A 16,959-nucleotide genomic window follows, 5' to 3' on the forward strand; every position below is an offset into this window, starting at 1 on the left:
TCTCTCACATCGTTAAAGTACGTCTGGCATCACTGAGAAGCAGCCTTTTTTAATAATAGGTGCTTGCATGAATTATTATGGCAATTTCTCTCTACTATCAGTCGCCCCAACCAAAATCACTGCCTAGGAGTTCGCGAAGCCTCTTGTTGCTCTCGGCGTAAATGCCATGCAGGAATTCCCGATCTTCAACCGACATCTCAGGCGCTACCTCGACCATTCCGGTCTTTCGAATCCACTTCTGTTTTTTCGAATAACTAATAAACCAAAATCGATTGATCATCTTCACTAAGTACGGGTAACGACTCTTTTTGGCCGTATTAACCTTGGGAAATTCGATCGTTCGACCTGATTCACCAATGACGTCCTTTCCAACTAGGAATCGCATTACCGGCGCAATGCATTTGTCGGGATCACTGGTCATGGATTCAAAAGTTATGAATTTCATCTGCTCTAGTTTGAAAAATTCAAGCCAATGCTCAATCTGATCAATGTAGAAACCTCGCGAGACGACATCGCCGTAGGCCTTCCCAGCGAGAGCCTCATATTCTCTGATTGCTTGAGAAAAGGAGCGGCTCTTTGGAATAGCGCCAACGCGTAGACCATGTAGATACGCCGAAAGTGCCCTATCGGCAGGATTACGTAAGACCGTTACTAACTTAATCTGCGGGAAGAATTCCTTCACTCTTCCTGGCGCATCAATGCTCGGTAGATAACTCGGGCACTTTTCGCCAATCAGCTGGCTCGGACGCCTACTCTTGAAATGCTCAAAATACTCGGGGAGGCCCTCGCCACTTCTAAATTCGGACTCTCTGTTCCAGAAATGCAACTCACTGCTCGGTAGATAGAAATGATCTGGAAATTGATTGAAGTACTCTCTTAAACTGGTCGTACCGGCCTTCTGAGCGCCAATAATGAGAAAGTCTAACTTCCTATCCCTCGGCGAATTTTCCACATCAGCAGGCTACTAGTCGCCCAAAGAAGGATGAACCTAAAAACGCGTTAAAGATTGTGAAAATCTTGTGAATTCGCGCCACGCGTTTGTAGGTTGGAATGAACGTATGGTCCACTCCGTGAGATTTCTGCGAAAATAAATCCAATCTCAATCTAGTGATCTCGTCACACGGGGTGAAGAAGTTGCTTTTCACGGCCTAACTTCTGAGATTATGTTCGGTTTCAATCAGACGGACTGTGTGGCTCTCACCGCGCATCACGATGGAGTGACTTATTGCGCCGAAGCTTGTGTGGCGAACTCCGCGAAGTAATTCGCCATCAGTTATTCCTGTAGCAGAGAGAAAGACATCCTCGGAGTTGATGAGATCGCGCGAACTAAGAATCTTCGATAGATCGTGGCCGAGGTCAATCGCCTTCTGACGTTCTTCATCATCCTTGGGAGTGAGTTGGCCCTGGATTGTTCCACCTAAGCAGATCATTGCGGCTGCGGTAATAACGCCCTCTGGTGTTCCGCCTATCCCCATCAAAATATCTATACCGGTTCCTGGACGGGCTGCCTCAATGGCAGCGGCAACATCGCCATCTTGAATGAGTCGAATTCTTGCGCCGACATCGCGAAGTTCTTGCAGCAGTGCCGCGTGACGGGGTCGGTTTAGAACAACAACGGTAACGTCGCTGACGGAAATCTTTTTTGCTTTCGCAACTCTTCGCACGTTCTCAGCTGGAGGGATCGTAATATCAATGACATCAGCGGCATCTGGGCCCGTAGCCATTTTATTCATATAGAAGACGGCTGATGGGTCATACATGGTGCCGCGAGGGGAGAGGGCGATGACGCTGATCGCTCCGCTCATTCCATTGGCGGTGAGTGACGTCCCATCAATGGGATCAACGGCGACATCGCACCGAGGACCCAAACCGTTGCCAACGGCTTCTCCATTGTGGAGCATCGGCGCATGATCTTTTTCGCCTTCGCCAATGACGACAATTCCAGCCATGTCAACGGTATTGATGCGTTCGCGCATGGCTTCTACCGCGGCATGGTCGGCAAGATTTTTATCTCCGCGACCCACCCAAGCCGAACCAGCGAGCGCGGCGGTTTCTGTTACGCGGACTAATTCGAGGGCTAGATTGCGGTCAGGATTTATGGTTGTCGACATTGGTCTTAATCTACGCTTTCTCTAGTGACATCCGCGCCCAGGGCTCGGAGTTGTTCGGGGAAATTTGGATAGCCTCTATCAATGTGAAAAGAATCCTCGACTATTGTAATTCCATCACTTACCAGGCCTGCAATAACGAGTGCCGCTCCGGCTCTAATATCGGTAGCAGCCACAGGCGCACCCGAAAGTCTCTCAATCCCGTGGATTGAGGCGTGGTGTCCATCGACGTTGATCTGCGCCCCTAAGCGAACCAATTCATTGACAAACATGAATCTTCCCTCGAAGACATTTTCCGTCACAATTGCATTTCCATCGGCAATGGCGTTGAGACAGATAACAAGTGGCTGCAGATCCGTCGGGAAACCAGGGTAGGGAAGCGTTGCTACATCTATTGATTTTGGCCGACCTTCCATACGCACGCGGATGCCATCTGCACTTGTTGTAATGATTGCACCGGCGGAGGCAAGTTTTTCCAGTGGCAATGCAAGGTCTGTAGCCCGTCCTCCGTGAATCGTGATGTCGCCTCTTGTCATCGCAGCAGCAAAGGCCCATGTTCCAGTCACAATTCGGTCTGGAAGAGTGACGTGATTGGTCGGATGCAATTCTTTGACACCATGAATCGTGAGAGTCGGCGTACCCAATCCTTCGATCTTTGCTCCCATACTGATAAGGAATTCACCGAGATCGACAAAATCCGGTTCGCGCGCGGCGTTCTCAATGACCGTAGTGCCAGATGCAAGAACCGCGGCAGTGAGGAGATTCTCAGTGGCCCCAACACTTGGAAATTCAAGAGAGAGTTCTGCGCCTTTGAGTCCTTCTGGCGCCGATGCAAGAACATACCCGTGCTCAATGTGGGCGGTAGCTCCCAGCATTTCGAGTCCGCGCAGATGAAAATCTAATCCGCGCGATCCGATTGCGTCTCCACCGGGCAGGGCAACTTCCGCGACACCGAGGCGGGCAACCAACGGACCCAGAACATTTATTGAGGCGCGAAGTTTACGCACGAGGTCGTAGTCAGCTCGATGCCCTGGCCTCTGCGGGACATTAATTGTGACCGAATTCTTTGCGCGAGAAACCGTGCATCCCAGTCGGGTGAGTAAGTCGGCCATGATTCCGACATCGGCAATTTCTGGAACATTGCTGATTGTGGTTGTCCCAGGGGCGAGCAAGGTTGCGGCCATGAGTTTGAGAACGGAGTTCTTGGCTCCGCAGACGGAGACCTCTCCACGGAGTCTGGTGCCTCCGACGATGCGTAGTCGTTCGGACAAAGGGCCCCCTTCCCACTGGATCAAACGCTCGCTTGTAGAGCAGAAGCCCCGACAGTAGGTCCATCGTAACTTGTCCTATTAGGCTTTACCCATGGTTCATTTGACGAGGATTTACACGAAAACTGGCGACGATGGCACCACATCTCTCGGAGATATGAGTCGAACATCGAAAAACGATCCGCGTTTGGAGGCCTACGCCACCGTGGATGAGGCCAATTCCTCAATTGGTGTGGCACTGGCCATGGGCCAACTTCCACCGGATCTGACCGCACTTCTTGTCAGAATACAGAATGATCTTTTTGATGTGGGTGCCGACCTTTGCACCCCTGTTGTTGATTCGCCTGCATTTGAGCCATTGCGAGTCTTGGAATCGCAAATCACCTACCTTGAAGATCGTATTGATTTCTATAACAAAGAACTAGAACCACTTCGATCCTTCGTCCTGCCTTCTGGGACACCGGCTGCCGCGTTGTTGCACGTTGCACGAACTGTCACCCGCCGCGCAGAGCGACGGACATGGGCAGCGATTCATTCCTTTGGATCTGGAGTGAATCCTCTGACCGCAAAGTACCTCAATCGACTCTCTGATTTACTTTTCGTTCTCGCGCGGACTGTAAATAAGGAACTCGGTGATCAACTCTGGGTTCCTGGGGCAACTAGGTAGAAGTAGTTAAGACCAGGTAGTAAATAAATCAGCTCGTCGGTTCTGGGCTGGGTGAAATACTTGGAGAGATGCTTGCACTTGGTGCTGGCGTGGGAGTGGGAGTGCCGGTGACGTACCAATTTGATGGAACTCGACCGGTAACTGGTGAGTGATAACAATTAACGCTGATTCCACTCACCGTAACATCAGGTTTAAGAAGTTCTTTACTAATTAATAGAATGGTGACAACCTGTTTTGGTTTTGTACCTTCGGCGGTTGTGCGAAGTACGCCAAGTGGCCTTAATGTTGGATCCACATCCGAGGTTGGTCCAGAAACGGTTGAGGTAATTTCCCACCATGTGCACCCCATGGCGGAGGCAACTCGAACCGCGCCACAAGCGAAAGTTGAACACTTCTTCACTTGAGTAGCCAAAGTCTTGGTAGCAGAAAGTATGCCAACCAATTCTTTAGCAGTAGGCACTTTGGCATAGACCTTAGAGTTCTCACGGAACCCTTTGGGCGGCCAGGCTGGTTTTGGGGAGGGGGCAACCGTCACACCGCGTCGTTTTTTAACATATTTCTTCTTGCTTGCCGACTTTTGACTCGCGGTTTTCTTCTTTACTACCGGTTTCTTTGTCGCCTTAGCGCTTGGCTTTGTCGCTGCCTTTGTGATTGTCCCCATAGCAGATGGAGTGGCGGAAGGAATCGCGACGGAAGTCGAGAGGAGCACGGCGCTGGCAATGAGAATTGACAGCGCTCGCGACCCTACTCGCGATCCCATTTGAAAGTCCGAATCGAGAGTACGAGACCGATGACAAACCAGATAAGTAGTATGAGAAGAGTTTTACCCGTCTCCCATGAGTGCGCGACCTCGCTCTGCGCGAAGGCATCAGGGAGGAAAACTGAGCGGATGCCTTGGCAGAGCCATTTTAAAGGGAAAATCGCCGCTATTTGCTGCATCCAGTCGGGAAGTTGGGTGAAGACGAAGAAGACTCCACTGAAGAATTGAAGAATAATAACGAGTGGCGAAACAACTGCCGATGCACCTCGTCCGCTCTTCGGGACGACTGAGAAAGCGATTCCCAACGCAGTAGAGCCAGCGGTGCCAAGAACAATCAGTGCGGCGAAGGTTAACCACTTCTCTAAAGTAGTTGGTAAATGGATTCCGAAGAAGAGAAGACCGCCTAGAAGTAAGAAAAATACTTGAAAGGTTATGCTGGCCAGAACAAGGATCGTCTTGCCGATGAAATAACTCGTTACGGGCATTGGTGTTCCGCGCAGTCGCTTGAGGGATCCGTCATCTCGTTCCATTGGTATGTTGATGGCCAATTGTTGAAATCCGCTATTGACGAGTCCGGAGGCGATCATCCCAGCAAGGAAGTACTGACTAAAGGAGACGCCAAATTCAATTTCGCCGGTAAAGACGGAACCAAAGATTGTCATCAAGATGAGAGGAAAGAGAAGTGTGAATACGACTGACTCTCGCTGACGAGTGAATTGGCGAATCTCTAATTTGCCACGGCGCAATCCCAGAGTCAGAGTCGATGGAAGTGAATTCATGTGTGGCTCCCGGTTACTTCACCGATCATTTCAAGATAAATATCTTCCAAGGTTGCTCTCAGTACTGTGAGCTTTGGAATCTCTCCAGTAAATTCTTTTGATAGACGAGCAATCACAGCAGTTGGCTCGTTTGTGAACTCTTCATGCATCTTTCCATCTGCTTCCCAGCGCACACGTGCCAGGGAGGTTGCCCGATCACCTAAATTCGATGGAGTGGCTATTTCAAGAATCTGCCCGGCGTTGATAACTGCGACTCGATCGGCGAGCGCTTCTGCTTCGTCCAAATAGTGCGTGGTGAGAACAATGGTTGTGCCAGATTCTCGCAGGGCGTGAATCAATTCCCAGAAAGATCGTCTCGCCTCCGGATCAAAACCAGTTGTTGGCTCGTCCAGAAAGAGAAGTTCGGGATTTCCAATAATTCCTAGCCCCACGTCTAACCTTCTACGCTGTCCGCCTGAGAGAGTATGAATGAGGGCGTTGCTTTTCTCGCCTAACCCAATGGATTCAATCACTTCGGAAGGCTTGCGTGGCTTTGAGTAGTAACCGCTGAAATGATTCAAAGTTTCACTTACGGTGAGATCGCCGGCGTCTGAGGTTGATTGAAGGACGATTCCTATTCGGTCGCGAAAATCTCTGGCACTCCTGCCCTTGATAGCCGGATCCATCTCCAGAACACGAACGTCACCGGAATCTCGCTTCCGGAAGCCTTCAAGAATCTCGACCGCAGTCGTCTTGCCCGCCCCATTGGGCCCCAAAATTGCGAAGATTTCGCCCTGATCGATTGAAAGGTCGATGCCGTTGACAGCCTGAACCTCGCTGTAACTCTTTCGCAAATCCCTTACTTCGATGACGCCCACCCGCCTATCTTGCCATTGGGGCATAGAAATACGAAAAGATAGGGGTATGAGCCCCCGCCGCAACTACCCCAAGGGTCGCAAACCCAAAAATGAGGAGCGTGAAATTGGAACATCGGGTGAAGCAATCGAAGAACATGCTGAGGGAATCTATAGAGTTCGCAGAATCACCGGCTCAAGTTCGACGAAACCATATCGATGTCCTGGTTGCGATCAGATGATTCCAATGGCAACCCCGCACACTGTCGCCTGGCTTGAAGAGGATGTTGAAAGTCGACGCCACTGGCACAATGCATGTTGGAACAAAAGAGCACAACGTTCGCCCCGAATTGAACGGACTAGAAATGCACCCCGTTATTAGTTTGGGTTATTAGTTTGTGCCATTAGTTTGTTTTACTTTTGAATTTACTTCCGTAGAGGAGTTTGGCAAGTCGAACAATCATCCGATCCGCAAAGTGATTTCTTCCAAAGCTTGTGAGCATTATTGGCAACTGAAAACGAGCCCGGACTACCGAACGCGAATAAGTGAATTCCAAAAGACCTTCGGGTCCGTGAATGCGACCGTACCCAGAGTCTTTCACTCCGCCGAAAGGAACAGTTGGAACCGCTGCGAAGGAGATAGTGGAATTGATTGCGACCATGCCGCAATGAAGTTTTGACGCAATCTCATTGCCGTGGTTCTTTGACCAGACGGATGCTCCCAACCCATATGGACTGTCGTTGGAGAGTCCAACTGCCTCAGACATATCTTTCACTCGGTTGATAATAATGACGGGCCCAAAGGTTTCGTTCTTCATTGCAATTGAATCTTCCGGAACATTAGTCAAGATGACCGGTTCAACATAAGGTGGCTTCACCGACTCGGTTCCGCCCAGCAATGCAGTTCCGCCGCGCGCAAGTGCATCCTGAATATGAGACTTAATAATTCCGAGTTGTTTTGGCATGGTGGCCGGGCCGTAATTTCCGACTCCAGGAATACCTGGAGAGATCTGCTTGCCCTTCTCAACCATGAGGGAGATGAATTGGTCGGCAACCTTTTCGTGGACGTAGACCCGTTCGGCGCCGATACACGTCTGTCCCGCATTGGACATCGCCGACCAGAGAGTGGCATCAGCGGCCGTCTTGAGGTCGGCGTCTTCGGCGATAATGACCGGGTCTTTTCCGCCACATTCAATGAGCACAGGGGTAAGAGTCTTGGCACAGGATGCAGCGACATTTTTTGCGGTTGCAGTAGAGCCGGTGAAGGCGAGTTTGTCGACTCCGCTTTCGCAGAGCGCGCGTCCGGTATCGCCCGTGCCGGTTACAACCAAGAAAATGGATGTGGAGGGAGCGACTTCAGCGAAGGTATCTGCCAGCCAGACCCCTACACCTGGGGTGAATTCGCTGGGCTTGAAGACGACAGTGTTTCCAGCAGCGAGTGCGTACGAGATAGATCCCATGGGTGTGAAAACCGGATAGTTCCAAGGTCCGATAACACCGACAACCCCAACAGGTGAGTGTTCGACTTTTGCCGACATATTGGCCATGAGAATGCCAGGTCGTCGAAACTGATCACGCAGAACTGAGCGAGCATTCTTTGCGGCCCAAGCAAGATGTCCGAAGGCCAGAGTCGCTTCGAGTGTTGCATCACTGGTTGGCTTGCCAGTTTCCAATGAAATCAAGGTGGCGCACTCATCAATGCGACTTACAAGCACTTTGCACCAGTTGAGCAGAATCTTTTGCCGACCGTCGTGACCTAATCCCTGCCATAACAAAGTTGCTTCCCGAGCCTTCGCTACAGCTGTGGCGACATCCTCCGCAGTTTGAACGGGATATGTATCGAGAACTTCGTCCGTCACAGGATTGAGTGAAGTGAAGTGATTATGCGCGGCCATGAAAAAAGTGTAGTGGCGGCCAGGTTGGTTAGACTGAGCCCATGTCCGAAATTATTCGCGCAAATACAGTCCTACCTGCAATTCGCACGCCATTCACCGTTCTCACGGAAGATGGATTGAAGTTAATTGGGGAAGTTGCCCGTCCGACGGGAGAGTCAAAGGGCGCGATTCTCTGTCTACATCCACTTCCTACCGCTGGCGGAATGATGGACAGTCACATCTATCGAAAAGCCGCCAATCGACTCCCAGAGTTGGCGGGAATTACTGTCGTCAGATTTAATACGCGCGGCACGGAAAGTGATGCTGGTAAGAGTGAAGGGGAATTCGACAACGGAGTAAGCGAACGTCTGGATATTGAGGCGATGCTGAGATACTGCTTTGACGAACTCAAACTTTCCAATCTCTGGGTGGTGGGCTGGTCATTTGGCACTGACCTTGCATTGCAGCATGCCAAGGATTCACGGCACAAGGGCTTAATTTTGTTGAGCCCACCGCTGCGGACATCAACGCCCGAACAACTTGCATACTGGAATTCTGATCAACGTCCGATTATCGCCCTCATTCCTGAATTGGATGACTACCTGCAACCGCCGCAAGCGCGGGAGAGATTTTCGGTTATTCCCCATGCCCAACTCATCGCGGTGGAAGGCGCAAAACATCTGTGGGTGGGGGAGCCGTCGGTCTATCGAGTTCTCAGTGAAATTGTTAAGTGTGTAGCGCCAGAGCGATTGCCCTTGCCAACCCAGTTTTGAGAATGTGACCCTTTGCGCTTCAGGAGGTTAGGTAGTTGGTGCGTTGTGATGAATCCGACCTCTCGGTTTTTAAAGGTTTGACCCCTCGGTTTTTAAAGGTTGTGTTAAAATGGGCGGATGGCAGGCAAGTCAAAAGTGATCTCTCGTAGAGTCACTTCTCTAATCCAGGACCGAATGGGCATTGAGCCCGTCATTATCCTTGAGGGTCCTAGGGCGGTGGGCAAGTCAACGGTGCTCAGAGAAATATCTGCTATTACTAAAACCCCAATTATCGACCTCGACAATCCCGCAACCCGCCGGGCTGTTGAAGCAGGCTCAGGGCATTTTGTTGCAGGCGGTGGCTTGGTTTTAGTAGATGAGTATCAGCGTGTTCCAGAAATACTTGATTCGATTAAAGCCGAGTTGAACCAAGATACAAGGCCCGGCCGTTACCTTCTCACGGGCTCGGTCAAACAAGAAAAATTACCACGCGGAACACAAGCGTTAACAGGCCGTTCGCATCGAATGGTGATTTCGCCTCTCATGCAGTGCGAAATTGGAAACACTAAGACAAATTTATTAGATGAGATACTTAATGCTCCAGAGCAACTAACAAGTCAGATGCGATCAAAGACGACGCGTATTGATTACGCCAACAGGGTAACGATTGGTGGATTTCCTTTGGCTTTGACAAGACAAGATTCGGCTCAGCGCAATCGTTGGTTTAGAGATTATATTTATAAAACATTGAGTCAAGATATTCAAGAAATTAGCAAGATCCAGCAAGTTAAAATACTTCCAAAACTGCTTACTCAAATGGCTGGGCAGAATTCTCAAGTTCTCAATACTTTAAAGGTTGCTCGCCAATTGAATCTAAATCCTGTCACGACCGAGAATTATGTCCAGTTAATGGAATCTTTATATGTTGTGAAGAGGTTACCTGCATGGGGGACCACTTTGAATTCTCGCTCAACGCACAAACCCAAATTACATTTCGTTGATTCCGGACTCTTGTCTTACTTATCAAAGATGACCACAGAAAAAATTTTGAGCAAGAATGCAACAGCATTGAGTGAGTATGGGCATGTCTTCGAGACGTTTATCATCGGTGAAATAACACGGCTAGCTGAATTCAGAGATGATTTTCTTGACAGCGGTCATTGGCGAACGCATGATGGTGACGAAGTTGATTTAGTGATGGAATTTCAATCAGGAGAAGTAATAGGAATTGAAGTGAAAGCTGGCAGTATGCCAAGCGAAAAAGATTTCAGAGGATTGAGCAAACTAAGAGACTACTTAGGAACTTCATTCCACGCGGGAATTCTCATTCACCAAGGCGAGTTCGCTTATCAGAAGAGTGATCGAATCTTTGCAATTCCGGCTGATCGACTATGGAAATAGTTGGTACCGGCCCACTTCTAAGTGTGTTGTGAATGGTTGGGGTGTACTAAGGATCTTGGACAGATTGGCGTGCCATAGGTTTCTTGACACAGCCCAGGTTTGTAACTATTAATGAAGTTGTTCGTGCCGCATTTCAATGCCATCGCGATTAATAGTCAATGCAATTTAATGCAGACGAAATTAAGAATTCTCCGCTCTCGGTATAAAGACCTCATCAAGAATCAAAATGAACGAGGCGGCAAGTGGGACGGCCAGAAGTGCTCCAACTAGTCCCAATAATGCCGCCCCGGTGAGGGCAGCGATAATGGTCACGACGCCCGGAATTGCTAAGGACCTACGCATTATTTTTGGCGTGATGACATAATTTTCAACTTGGACATAAAGCGCATATGCCACGAAAGCGATAATACCTACGAGCACTGAATGAGTAAGCGCAATGATTGTGATGATGGATATGCCAATGGTGTGTCCGATCAGTGGGATTGCCAAATCGCAAACGAAAACCAACATCGCAAGTGCTATCGGGGATGGCAGGCGCAAAATTATTGCTAGGCACAGAATAAATGTGCCAGAAATAAGCGCAACCGTGATCTGGCTTCCTATGTACGTTCCAATTCGGTCCACCACGCCATTGGTTAGGCGGGTGACTCTGTCTCGTCGGGTTGCTGGAACTAGTTTCAGACCCAATTCAATGATGGTGGGTAGCGAACTGAGAAAGTAGAGGGTGAGAATTAGGACCGTAATCGCGGCAAATGTTCCTGAGAGTACGCTTTTCCCAACTCCAATGACGCCGCCAAATGCTGAGAAGAGAAGCGTTCCGTTGGATGAGATGGATGCGAACTTCTTCTGCAAAGTGTCGACAATTCCATATTGATCGTTAAGGCTTGCGATCGTCGCATTATGTTTCAAATCCGCAAGAATTGTTGGACCATTCTCTATTAGTTGAGTTCCCTGCGAGACTACCGGCGGAATGACCAACCAAGCGAAAAGCCCAACGAAGATCATGACGGCGGCGAAAATTACCGCCACTGCACTGGATCGCGATAGTCCACGGCGGCGAAGTGATTCGACCGCGGGGTTCAGCCCAGTTGCGAGAAATAATGCGATGATAATCAGAACGAAAATCTGGCTGGCAGCAGCGAGCGAGCGGAGCATGACAAGGGCTAGGAGCCCACCACTCGTGGCGAGAAATCCGAAGTAAAAGGGATGCGATCGGTTGATCGGAAGTCCAGGAGCTCCGAAATCGACAGTCAATGCTTTTTTTGTCCTACTCGATTTTTTTGCCGGTTCCTTGGTTGCCATAATCACATTCTAAGCATTGCGGGCTTCCATGAGGCTCAAATCGGGTTGAGTTCACCTCGGGTTAACATAGATAGGCAAGAATGAGAACATGGCGTTGCGAATAACCGGTCAAGCCGAAGAGATAACCGCGGTTCTGGGTTTGCCATGGGAGCGTCCACTCGAGTCTTGGCCGGAAGATCCCAGTTTGGCCGAGAAGCGCGGAATATCACGGCACGTTGTCCGTCTGGTGAGAGCAACGGAAGCCCCTGACAGTGAAATCTATGCGGTTAAGGAAACTGTCTCGGAGTTTGCCAACCGCGAATATCGGCTGCTGCGCCAACTCGCCAGCCTGGACGCTCCGAGTGTTGAGCCGATTGCTGTGGTTGAGGGCCGACTTGATGTAGACGGAAATGAACTTCCCTCTGCACTAGTCACTCGTTTCCTTCCATACTCATTGCCTTACCGCGTGCTGCTCTCTGGCGAAGTGAGTGCTCATGACGTCATGACCATGGCCAATGGGCTGGCGCTACTGCTGGTTCGGATGCACTTGCTGGGATTCTGGTGGGGAGATTGCTCGTTATCCAATGCCCTCTTTCGTCGTGACGCGGAAGGTTTTGCGGCCTATCTCGTGGACGCAGAGACGGGGGAGTTTCACAAGAATTTGTCTAATGGACAACGCGAGCACGACCTGGAGATCGCTCATTTCAATGTTGCAGCCGAACTTGAGGATCTATCTCTTTCTGGAGTCCTTTATCCAGGAATGGATCCGGTAAGGGCAAGTGATGGAGTAATCAAGCGATACCGACGGCTGTGGGCGGCGCTTCGGGAACCTCAGTTGCTCGATCCCGAGGATCGACATGCGGTTGAACGTGCCATGCGGCAACTTCAAGATTTGGGGTTCGCGGTTGAGGAAGTGCAAGTCTCATTGGATGGCAATCATCAGGCACTTGCCTTCCAGCCGAAGTTGGTGGCAGCTGGATATCACCAAGCGAGACTGCGCGAACTCACGGGGCTTGAAACCGAAGAACTCCAAGCCAAGCGGCTTCTCGCATCCTTTGATCGGTACCGAACGCGACAAGAGAGCCCGCAATCTTCAATAGAGGAAAGTGCTCGGCTCTGGCTAACCAATGTTTTTCAACCCATTACCTCGTTGGTCCCCGCGCATTTGGCAGGCAGGGTCGAACCCGCACAAGTATTTCATGAAGTTCTTGAGCATCGGTGGTATCTGAGTGAAAAAGCTGGTCGGGATGTTGGGTTAGAATATGCAGCACGTTCTTATATTTCCGAGATCCTTCCGTTCCGAAGAGATTCAGGTGTTGAATTAAAGTGAGAGTACGTCTGTGACACTTCCTCCAAATTTTGGTCGCGCCATAGATCTCAGCGCGCTTGGAAAACCACCAGTTACTCAATCCGTATCCGTGGCAGCTAAAGAAGTAACCGCGGCGAATCTCGCTTCAGAATTTCTGCCTCTTTCACGGGAGAAAGTTGTAATACTTCTCTGTTGGTCAGCACGCAGTCCTGAGTCGATTGCGGTTCTGGAGATTTTGGCCAAATTGCAAAATCAAGACGCTGACAAATGGATACTAGGTACCGTCAATATTGATGTTGAGGCGCAGGTTGCCCAAGCACTGCAAGTTCGCACCATTCCATATGCAATTGCAATTGTTGCCGAACAAGTGGTCCCACTTTTTGAGCAGAGCCATCCAGAGGCACAAATAAGATCAGTGATAGATAAAGTGTTGGCGATTGGCGCCGAGCAAGGTATTGGTGGAGTGCCCCAGGAAATTATCGAACCTGAAGAGGAAGAGGCAGTTGCCGCGCTTGAATCCGGAAATTACGCGAAGGCGGAAGAAGCCTATAAAAAACTTCTTTCACGCAAGCCTGCTGATCCATACGCCAAGATTGGATTGGCGCAGACTCAATTGTTGATCCGCACTTCGAATCTTGACTCTGCCCTGGTGGCAAAAGCCGCAGATGCTCAACCGGAGAACATAGACCTGCAAATTCAATGTGCAGATTGCGAAATGGTGGCTGGAGATGTCGATACGGCATTTTCTCGGCTGCTTCAGGCGGTTCGAATTTCATCGGGCGATGAGAAAAACCAGGCCAAAAACCACCTGCTCGAACTTTTTTCCCTGGTTGATTCATCCGATCCTCGGCTTGTCAAGGCGAGAAATGCCTTGGCTAGTGCTCTCTTTTAGATGAAGACTGCACAAAGACGGATGCTGGGCGCTCTCTTCTTCCTCTTCGGAGCGGGCATTATGGGTTGGGTCCCTCGATTTCCTGAGGTGAAAGCGAATCTCAATGTCGGAAATGGGCAATTCGGAACTCTCATTAGCATGGGAGCGATCGGCTCGGTCATCAGTCTGGTAGCCGTTGGTCCACTCGTTCATCGTTTTGGAAGTCGCAAGGTCATGACAGTAAGTGCAACAGTTCTCTTTAGCGCGATCGCGGTAATCGTTCACATCAGGTCTGAGTGGCAGTTTCTCGTTTGCAACATGATGATTGGTGCAGGGATATCCGCATTCCATATTGCGGTCAACAGCCAGGCGCTTTTTGAGCAATCCCGTGATCGCGAAAACTTAATGCCGCGCCTTCATGGATTGTGGTCTCTTGGCGCACTCACAACTGCGATGCTTTCTGCTCTACTCATTGGAAACGTTCCATTATGGATTCACATCGATGTGCTCTGCGTTTTTGTGTATGTGGCGACTTTGATTCTTATTAAGAAAATCGCCTCGAGTTCGCTCAAGGCAAGTAAAGAGCCAAGAGAGGAGTATTCATTCAGAGTACTTTTCAATAGAAACAATATTGATTGGATCCTGGGGCTAGGAGCCACCTGCGCATTGGCAATTGAGTATGCTATTGCAGACTGGGCAGCGATTTTTTCAAAAGAAGAACTGCACATGAGCGCCAGTCTCAGCGCTCTTCCGTATGTTCTATTTATTCTCGCAATGATTATTGGCCGCCTGAGTTTCCATCACGTGACCGAATACATTGGAATTGGTAAGTTAATCAGGATCTGCACTCTGGTGGGCGGCACAACTTTTATTCTTGCTATCCTGATTGGAGTCCAGGTCAGCAAGAGTTCAGCGACCGCGGGTTTCGTTATCGTGCTGGGTGGACTGTTCATTGTGGGGCTTGGCGATTCTTTCCTCGCGCCGACCTTCATGCACGCTGCTAGTAATCGATCTAAGTCGCCAGGAAGCGTTGTTATCGGGCAAATGGGCGCGATCAATACGTCGCTGGTGCTTGTTATTAAGCCCGTTATTGCGTGGACCGCTCAGATAACTTCGGTGGCTTTGGCTCTTCTTATTCCGGCAATTATGCTCTTGTTGGTCTCCACTTTTGCTCGCACTGTACAGAAGGCAAATGATTAACCTAACGCAAGCCATAACGTAGCAAGAGGTGGGATTCGCAATTTGACACGATTTCCCGATTCAACGTGAGATGTAATATTCTCATTTGAAATTCCGCTACCACCGAATGCAACATCGTCGGTATTCATCACTTCTTTCCAATTACCCGATACCGGCAGAGTCATTTCATACCGTTCATGAGGAATAGGAGAGAAATTTGTAATGCTGACCAGTGGATTCCGCGCATCATCCCAGCGTACGAAGGCGAGGATGTTGCTAGGCGCATCATTGTTGACCAGCCAAGTAAACCCCTCAGGAGATGCGTCCTTCTCCCACAGTGAGGGAGTCGCGACGTAAATGTGATTGAGTGCCTTGACACTCTTTTGAATGCCTTGGTGTTCGCCGTACTGAGCGAGGTGCCACTGCAATCCCAGGCTTTCGCTCCACTCATCACTTTGAGCAAATTCGCAACCCATAAAAAGCAATTTCTTACCGGGGTGCGCCCACATAAAACCGTAGAGAGCTCTCATGGTCGCAAGCTTCTGCCAACGATCTCCATGGAATTTATTTACGAGTGAGGCTTTGCCGTGCACCACCTCATCGTGCGAGATTGGCAGGACGTAATTCTCACTCCAGGCATAAAGAATCGAATAGGTGATTTCGTTATGGTGATGGGCACGGTGGATAGGGTCCTTCTGGAGGTAAGAGAGAGTGTCGTGCATCCACCCCATATTCCATTTATATCCAAAGCCAAGCCCTCCGGAGTCGGTACTCCTTGAAACGCCAGACCAAGCGGTTGATTCTTCTGCGATCATCATGATTCCGGGGTGTTCTCTATATGCCGTAGAAGTCACTTCTTGCAGAAGCTGGACCGCCTCCAAATTCTCACGGCCACCAAACTTATTGGGAAGCCATTCGCCTTCCTTGCGGGAGTAGTCCAAGTAGAGCATGGACGCCACTGCATCTACTCGAAGACCATCAATGTGGAATTCAGTGAGCCAAAAAAGTGCACTTGCAACGAGGAAATTCTTTACCTCCGTGCGGCCGAAGTTGAAGATGAGAGTTCCCCAGTCTGGGTGCTCTCCTAATCGTGGATCGGCATGCTCGTACAGCGCAGTGCCATCGAAGTTGGCGAGCGCCCATTCATCTTTGGGAAAGTGGGCGGGCACCCAATCGAGTATGACTCCGATACCGGCGGCGTGAAGGGCATCGATGAGATGGCGAAAATCATCGGGGGAACCAAACCGTGATGTGGGAGCGAAAAAGGATGTGACTTGATATCCCCAAGATGGGCCGTATGGGTGTTCCATGACTGGAAGAAATTCCACGTGAGTGAACTTTTGATTCTTCACATATTCGATGAGTTCAATCGCGAGTTGGTTGTAACTGAGTCCGAGTTTCCAGGATCCGAGATGGACCTCATAGATTGAGACGGGTTGCCTCCATGATTGAAAGGACTCTCTTCGATCCATCCATGGTTGATCGCTCCACTGAAAATTTGATTCAAAAACAATTGAAGCGGTGAGGGGAGGAGTCTGCGTCCGTCGGGCAAGTGGATCTGCGTGATCGATCCATTTCCCGTCACGCTGCAAAATCGCGTATTTGTAGTGAAGTCCTTCACCGACGTCGGGAACGAAAAGTTCCCAGATTCCGCTCTTTCCCACGGGAGACAACTTGTGTGTGTTTCGATCCCAATAGTTGGCATCGCAGATCAGGCTTACCTCACGCGCGTTGGGTGCCCAGACCGCAAACGTAGTGCCGGTGACCACTCCGTTAGGAGAGTATTTAATATGAGAACCCAAAACCTCCCAAAGCTTTTCATGGCGACCCTCACCAATCAGGTAGAGATCGATCTCGCCAAGTAAGGACATTAGTAG

Annotated in this window: 16 protein-coding genes; 7 read left to right on the forward strand and 9 right to left on the reverse strand. The window is 49.9% G+C overall.

The annotated features are described in order from the left end of the window. Positions 1-97 precede the first annotated feature (97 nt). The 3 genes from VMW30_10850 to murA form a co-directional block, all read right to left on the reverse strand. Entirely contained in the window at positions 98-952 is an 855-nt protein-coding gene (locus VMW30_10850; GenBank protein HUW88845.1) for a sulfotransferase domain-containing protein, read from the reverse strand. A 196-nt stretch (positions 953-1,148) separates the two neighbouring features. Continuing rightward, a complete protein-coding gene (gene glpX, locus VMW30_10855) occupies positions 1,149-2,111 on the reverse strand; it encodes a class II fructose-bisphosphatase (GenBank protein HUW88846.1) in 963 nt (320 codons plus the stop codon). Positions 2,112-2,116: 5 nt separating this feature from the next. Beyond that, positions 2,117-3,379: a UDP-N-acetylglucosamine 1-carboxyvinyltransferase gene (murA, locus tag VMW30_10860; protein HUW88847.1), complete on the reverse strand. Its 1,263-nt coding sequence runs from the start codon at positions 3,377-3,379 to the stop codon at positions 2,117-2,119. A 91-nt stretch (positions 3,380-3,470) separates the two neighbouring features. Here murA and VMW30_10865 point away from each other — a divergent pair, with 91 nt between their 5' ends. Further along, positions 3,471-4,043 carry a cob(I)yrinic acid a,c-diamide adenosyltransferase gene (locus tag VMW30_10865; protein HUW88848.1) on the forward strand — a complete coding sequence of 191 codons (573 nt, stop codon included), beginning with the start codon at positions 3,471-3,473 and terminating at the stop codon, positions 4,041-4,043. 28 nt (positions 4,044-4,071) lie between these two features. Here the strand turns inward: VMW30_10865 and VMW30_10870 are convergent, their stop codons facing one another. The 3 genes from VMW30_10870 to VMW30_10880 are packed head-to-tail and all read right to left on the reverse strand — an operon-like array spanning position 4,072 to position 6,463. Next, positions 4,072-4,803, reverse strand: coding sequence for a hypothetical protein (locus VMW30_10870; GenBank protein ID HUW88849.1), 732 nt, complete (start codon positions 4,801-4,803; stop codon positions 4,072-4,074). Further along, the gene (locus VMW30_10875) at positions 4,788-5,582 is read right to left on the reverse strand and encodes an ABC transporter permease (GenBank protein ID HUW88850.1); all 795 of its coding nucleotides are present in this window, start codon (positions 5,580-5,582) and stop codon (positions 4,788-4,790) included. The genes VMW30_10870 and VMW30_10875 overlap by 16 nt, the downstream gene beginning before the upstream one ends. Beyond that, positions 5,579-6,463 (reverse strand): ABC transporter ATP-binding protein, encoded by an 885-nt coding sequence (locus VMW30_10880; protein ID HUW88851.1) that lies wholly within the window; start codon positions 6,461-6,463, stop codon positions 5,579-5,581. The genes VMW30_10875 and VMW30_10880 overlap by 4 nt, the downstream gene beginning before the upstream one ends. Positions 6,464-6,485: 22 nt before the next feature. Between VMW30_10880 and VMW30_10885 the strand changes: the two genes are divergently transcribed. Beyond that, positions 6,486-6,797: a hypothetical protein gene (locus VMW30_10885; GenBank protein HUW88852.1), complete on the forward strand. Its 312-nt coding sequence runs from the start codon at positions 6,486-6,488 to the stop codon at positions 6,795-6,797. 22 nt (positions 6,798-6,819) lie between these two features. Here VMW30_10885 and VMW30_10890 read toward each other — a convergent pair whose 3' ends face one another. Continuing rightward, entirely contained in the window at positions 6,820-8,310 is a 1,491-nt protein-coding gene (locus VMW30_10890; GenBank protein ID HUW88853.1) for an aldehyde dehydrogenase family protein, read from the reverse strand. 41 nt (positions 8,311-8,351) lie between these two features. Here VMW30_10890 and VMW30_10895 point away from each other — a divergent pair, with 41 nt between their 5' ends. Next, positions 8,352-9,062, forward strand: coding sequence for an alpha/beta fold hydrolase (locus VMW30_10895; GenBank protein ID HUW88854.1), 711 nt, complete (start codon positions 8,352-8,354; stop codon positions 9,060-9,062). Between the two features lie 117 nt (positions 9,063-9,179). Beyond that, positions 9,180-10,442, forward strand: a complete 1,263-nt coding sequence (locus VMW30_10900; GenBank protein ID HUW88855.1) for a DUF4143 domain-containing protein — start codon at positions 9,180-9,182, stop codon at positions 10,440-10,442. A 180-nt stretch (positions 10,443-10,622) separates the two neighbouring features. Here VMW30_10900 and VMW30_10905 read toward each other — a convergent pair whose 3' ends face one another. Beyond that, positions 10,623-11,744 (reverse strand): AI-2E family transporter, encoded by a 1,122-nt coding sequence (locus VMW30_10905; GenBank protein ID HUW88856.1) that lies wholly within the window; start codon positions 11,742-11,744, stop codon positions 10,623-10,625. A gap of 88 nt (positions 11,745-11,832) precedes the next feature. Between VMW30_10905 and VMW30_10910 the strand changes: the two genes are divergently transcribed. The 3 genes from VMW30_10910 to VMW30_10920 are packed head-to-tail and all read left to right on the forward strand — an operon-like array spanning position 11,833 to position 15,103. Then, positions 11,833-13,053, forward strand: a complete 1,221-nt coding sequence (locus tag VMW30_10910) for a DUF4032 domain-containing protein (GenBank protein HUW88857.1) — start codon at positions 11,833-11,835, stop codon at positions 13,051-13,053. A 10-nt stretch (positions 13,054-13,063) separates the two neighbouring features. Continuing rightward, positions 13,064-13,924 carry a tetratricopeptide repeat protein gene (locus tag VMW30_10915; protein HUW88858.1) on the forward strand — a complete coding sequence of 287 codons (861 nt, stop codon included), beginning with the start codon at positions 13,064-13,066 and terminating at the stop codon, positions 13,922-13,924. Then, complete coding sequence (locus tag VMW30_10920) at positions 13,925-15,103, forward strand: MFS transporter (protein HUW88859.1); 1,179 nt, start codon at positions 13,925-13,927, stop codon at positions 15,101-15,103. On the opposite strand, the gene glgB is transcribed toward VMW30_10920, so the two are convergent. Beyond that, a complete protein-coding gene (gene glgB, locus VMW30_10925; protein HUW88860.1) occupies positions 15,100-16,953 on the reverse strand; it encodes a 1,4-alpha-glucan branching protein GlgB in 1,854 nt (617 codons plus the stop codon). The two genes, VMW30_10920 and glgB, sit on opposite strands and share 4 nt — an antisense overlap. Positions 16,954-16,959 lie beyond the last annotated feature (6 nt).

Source organism: Candidatus Paceibacterota bacterium, assembly GCA_035530615.1.
GTDB lineage: Bacteria > Actinomycetota > Actinomycetes > Nanopelagicales > Nanopelagicaceae > QYPT01.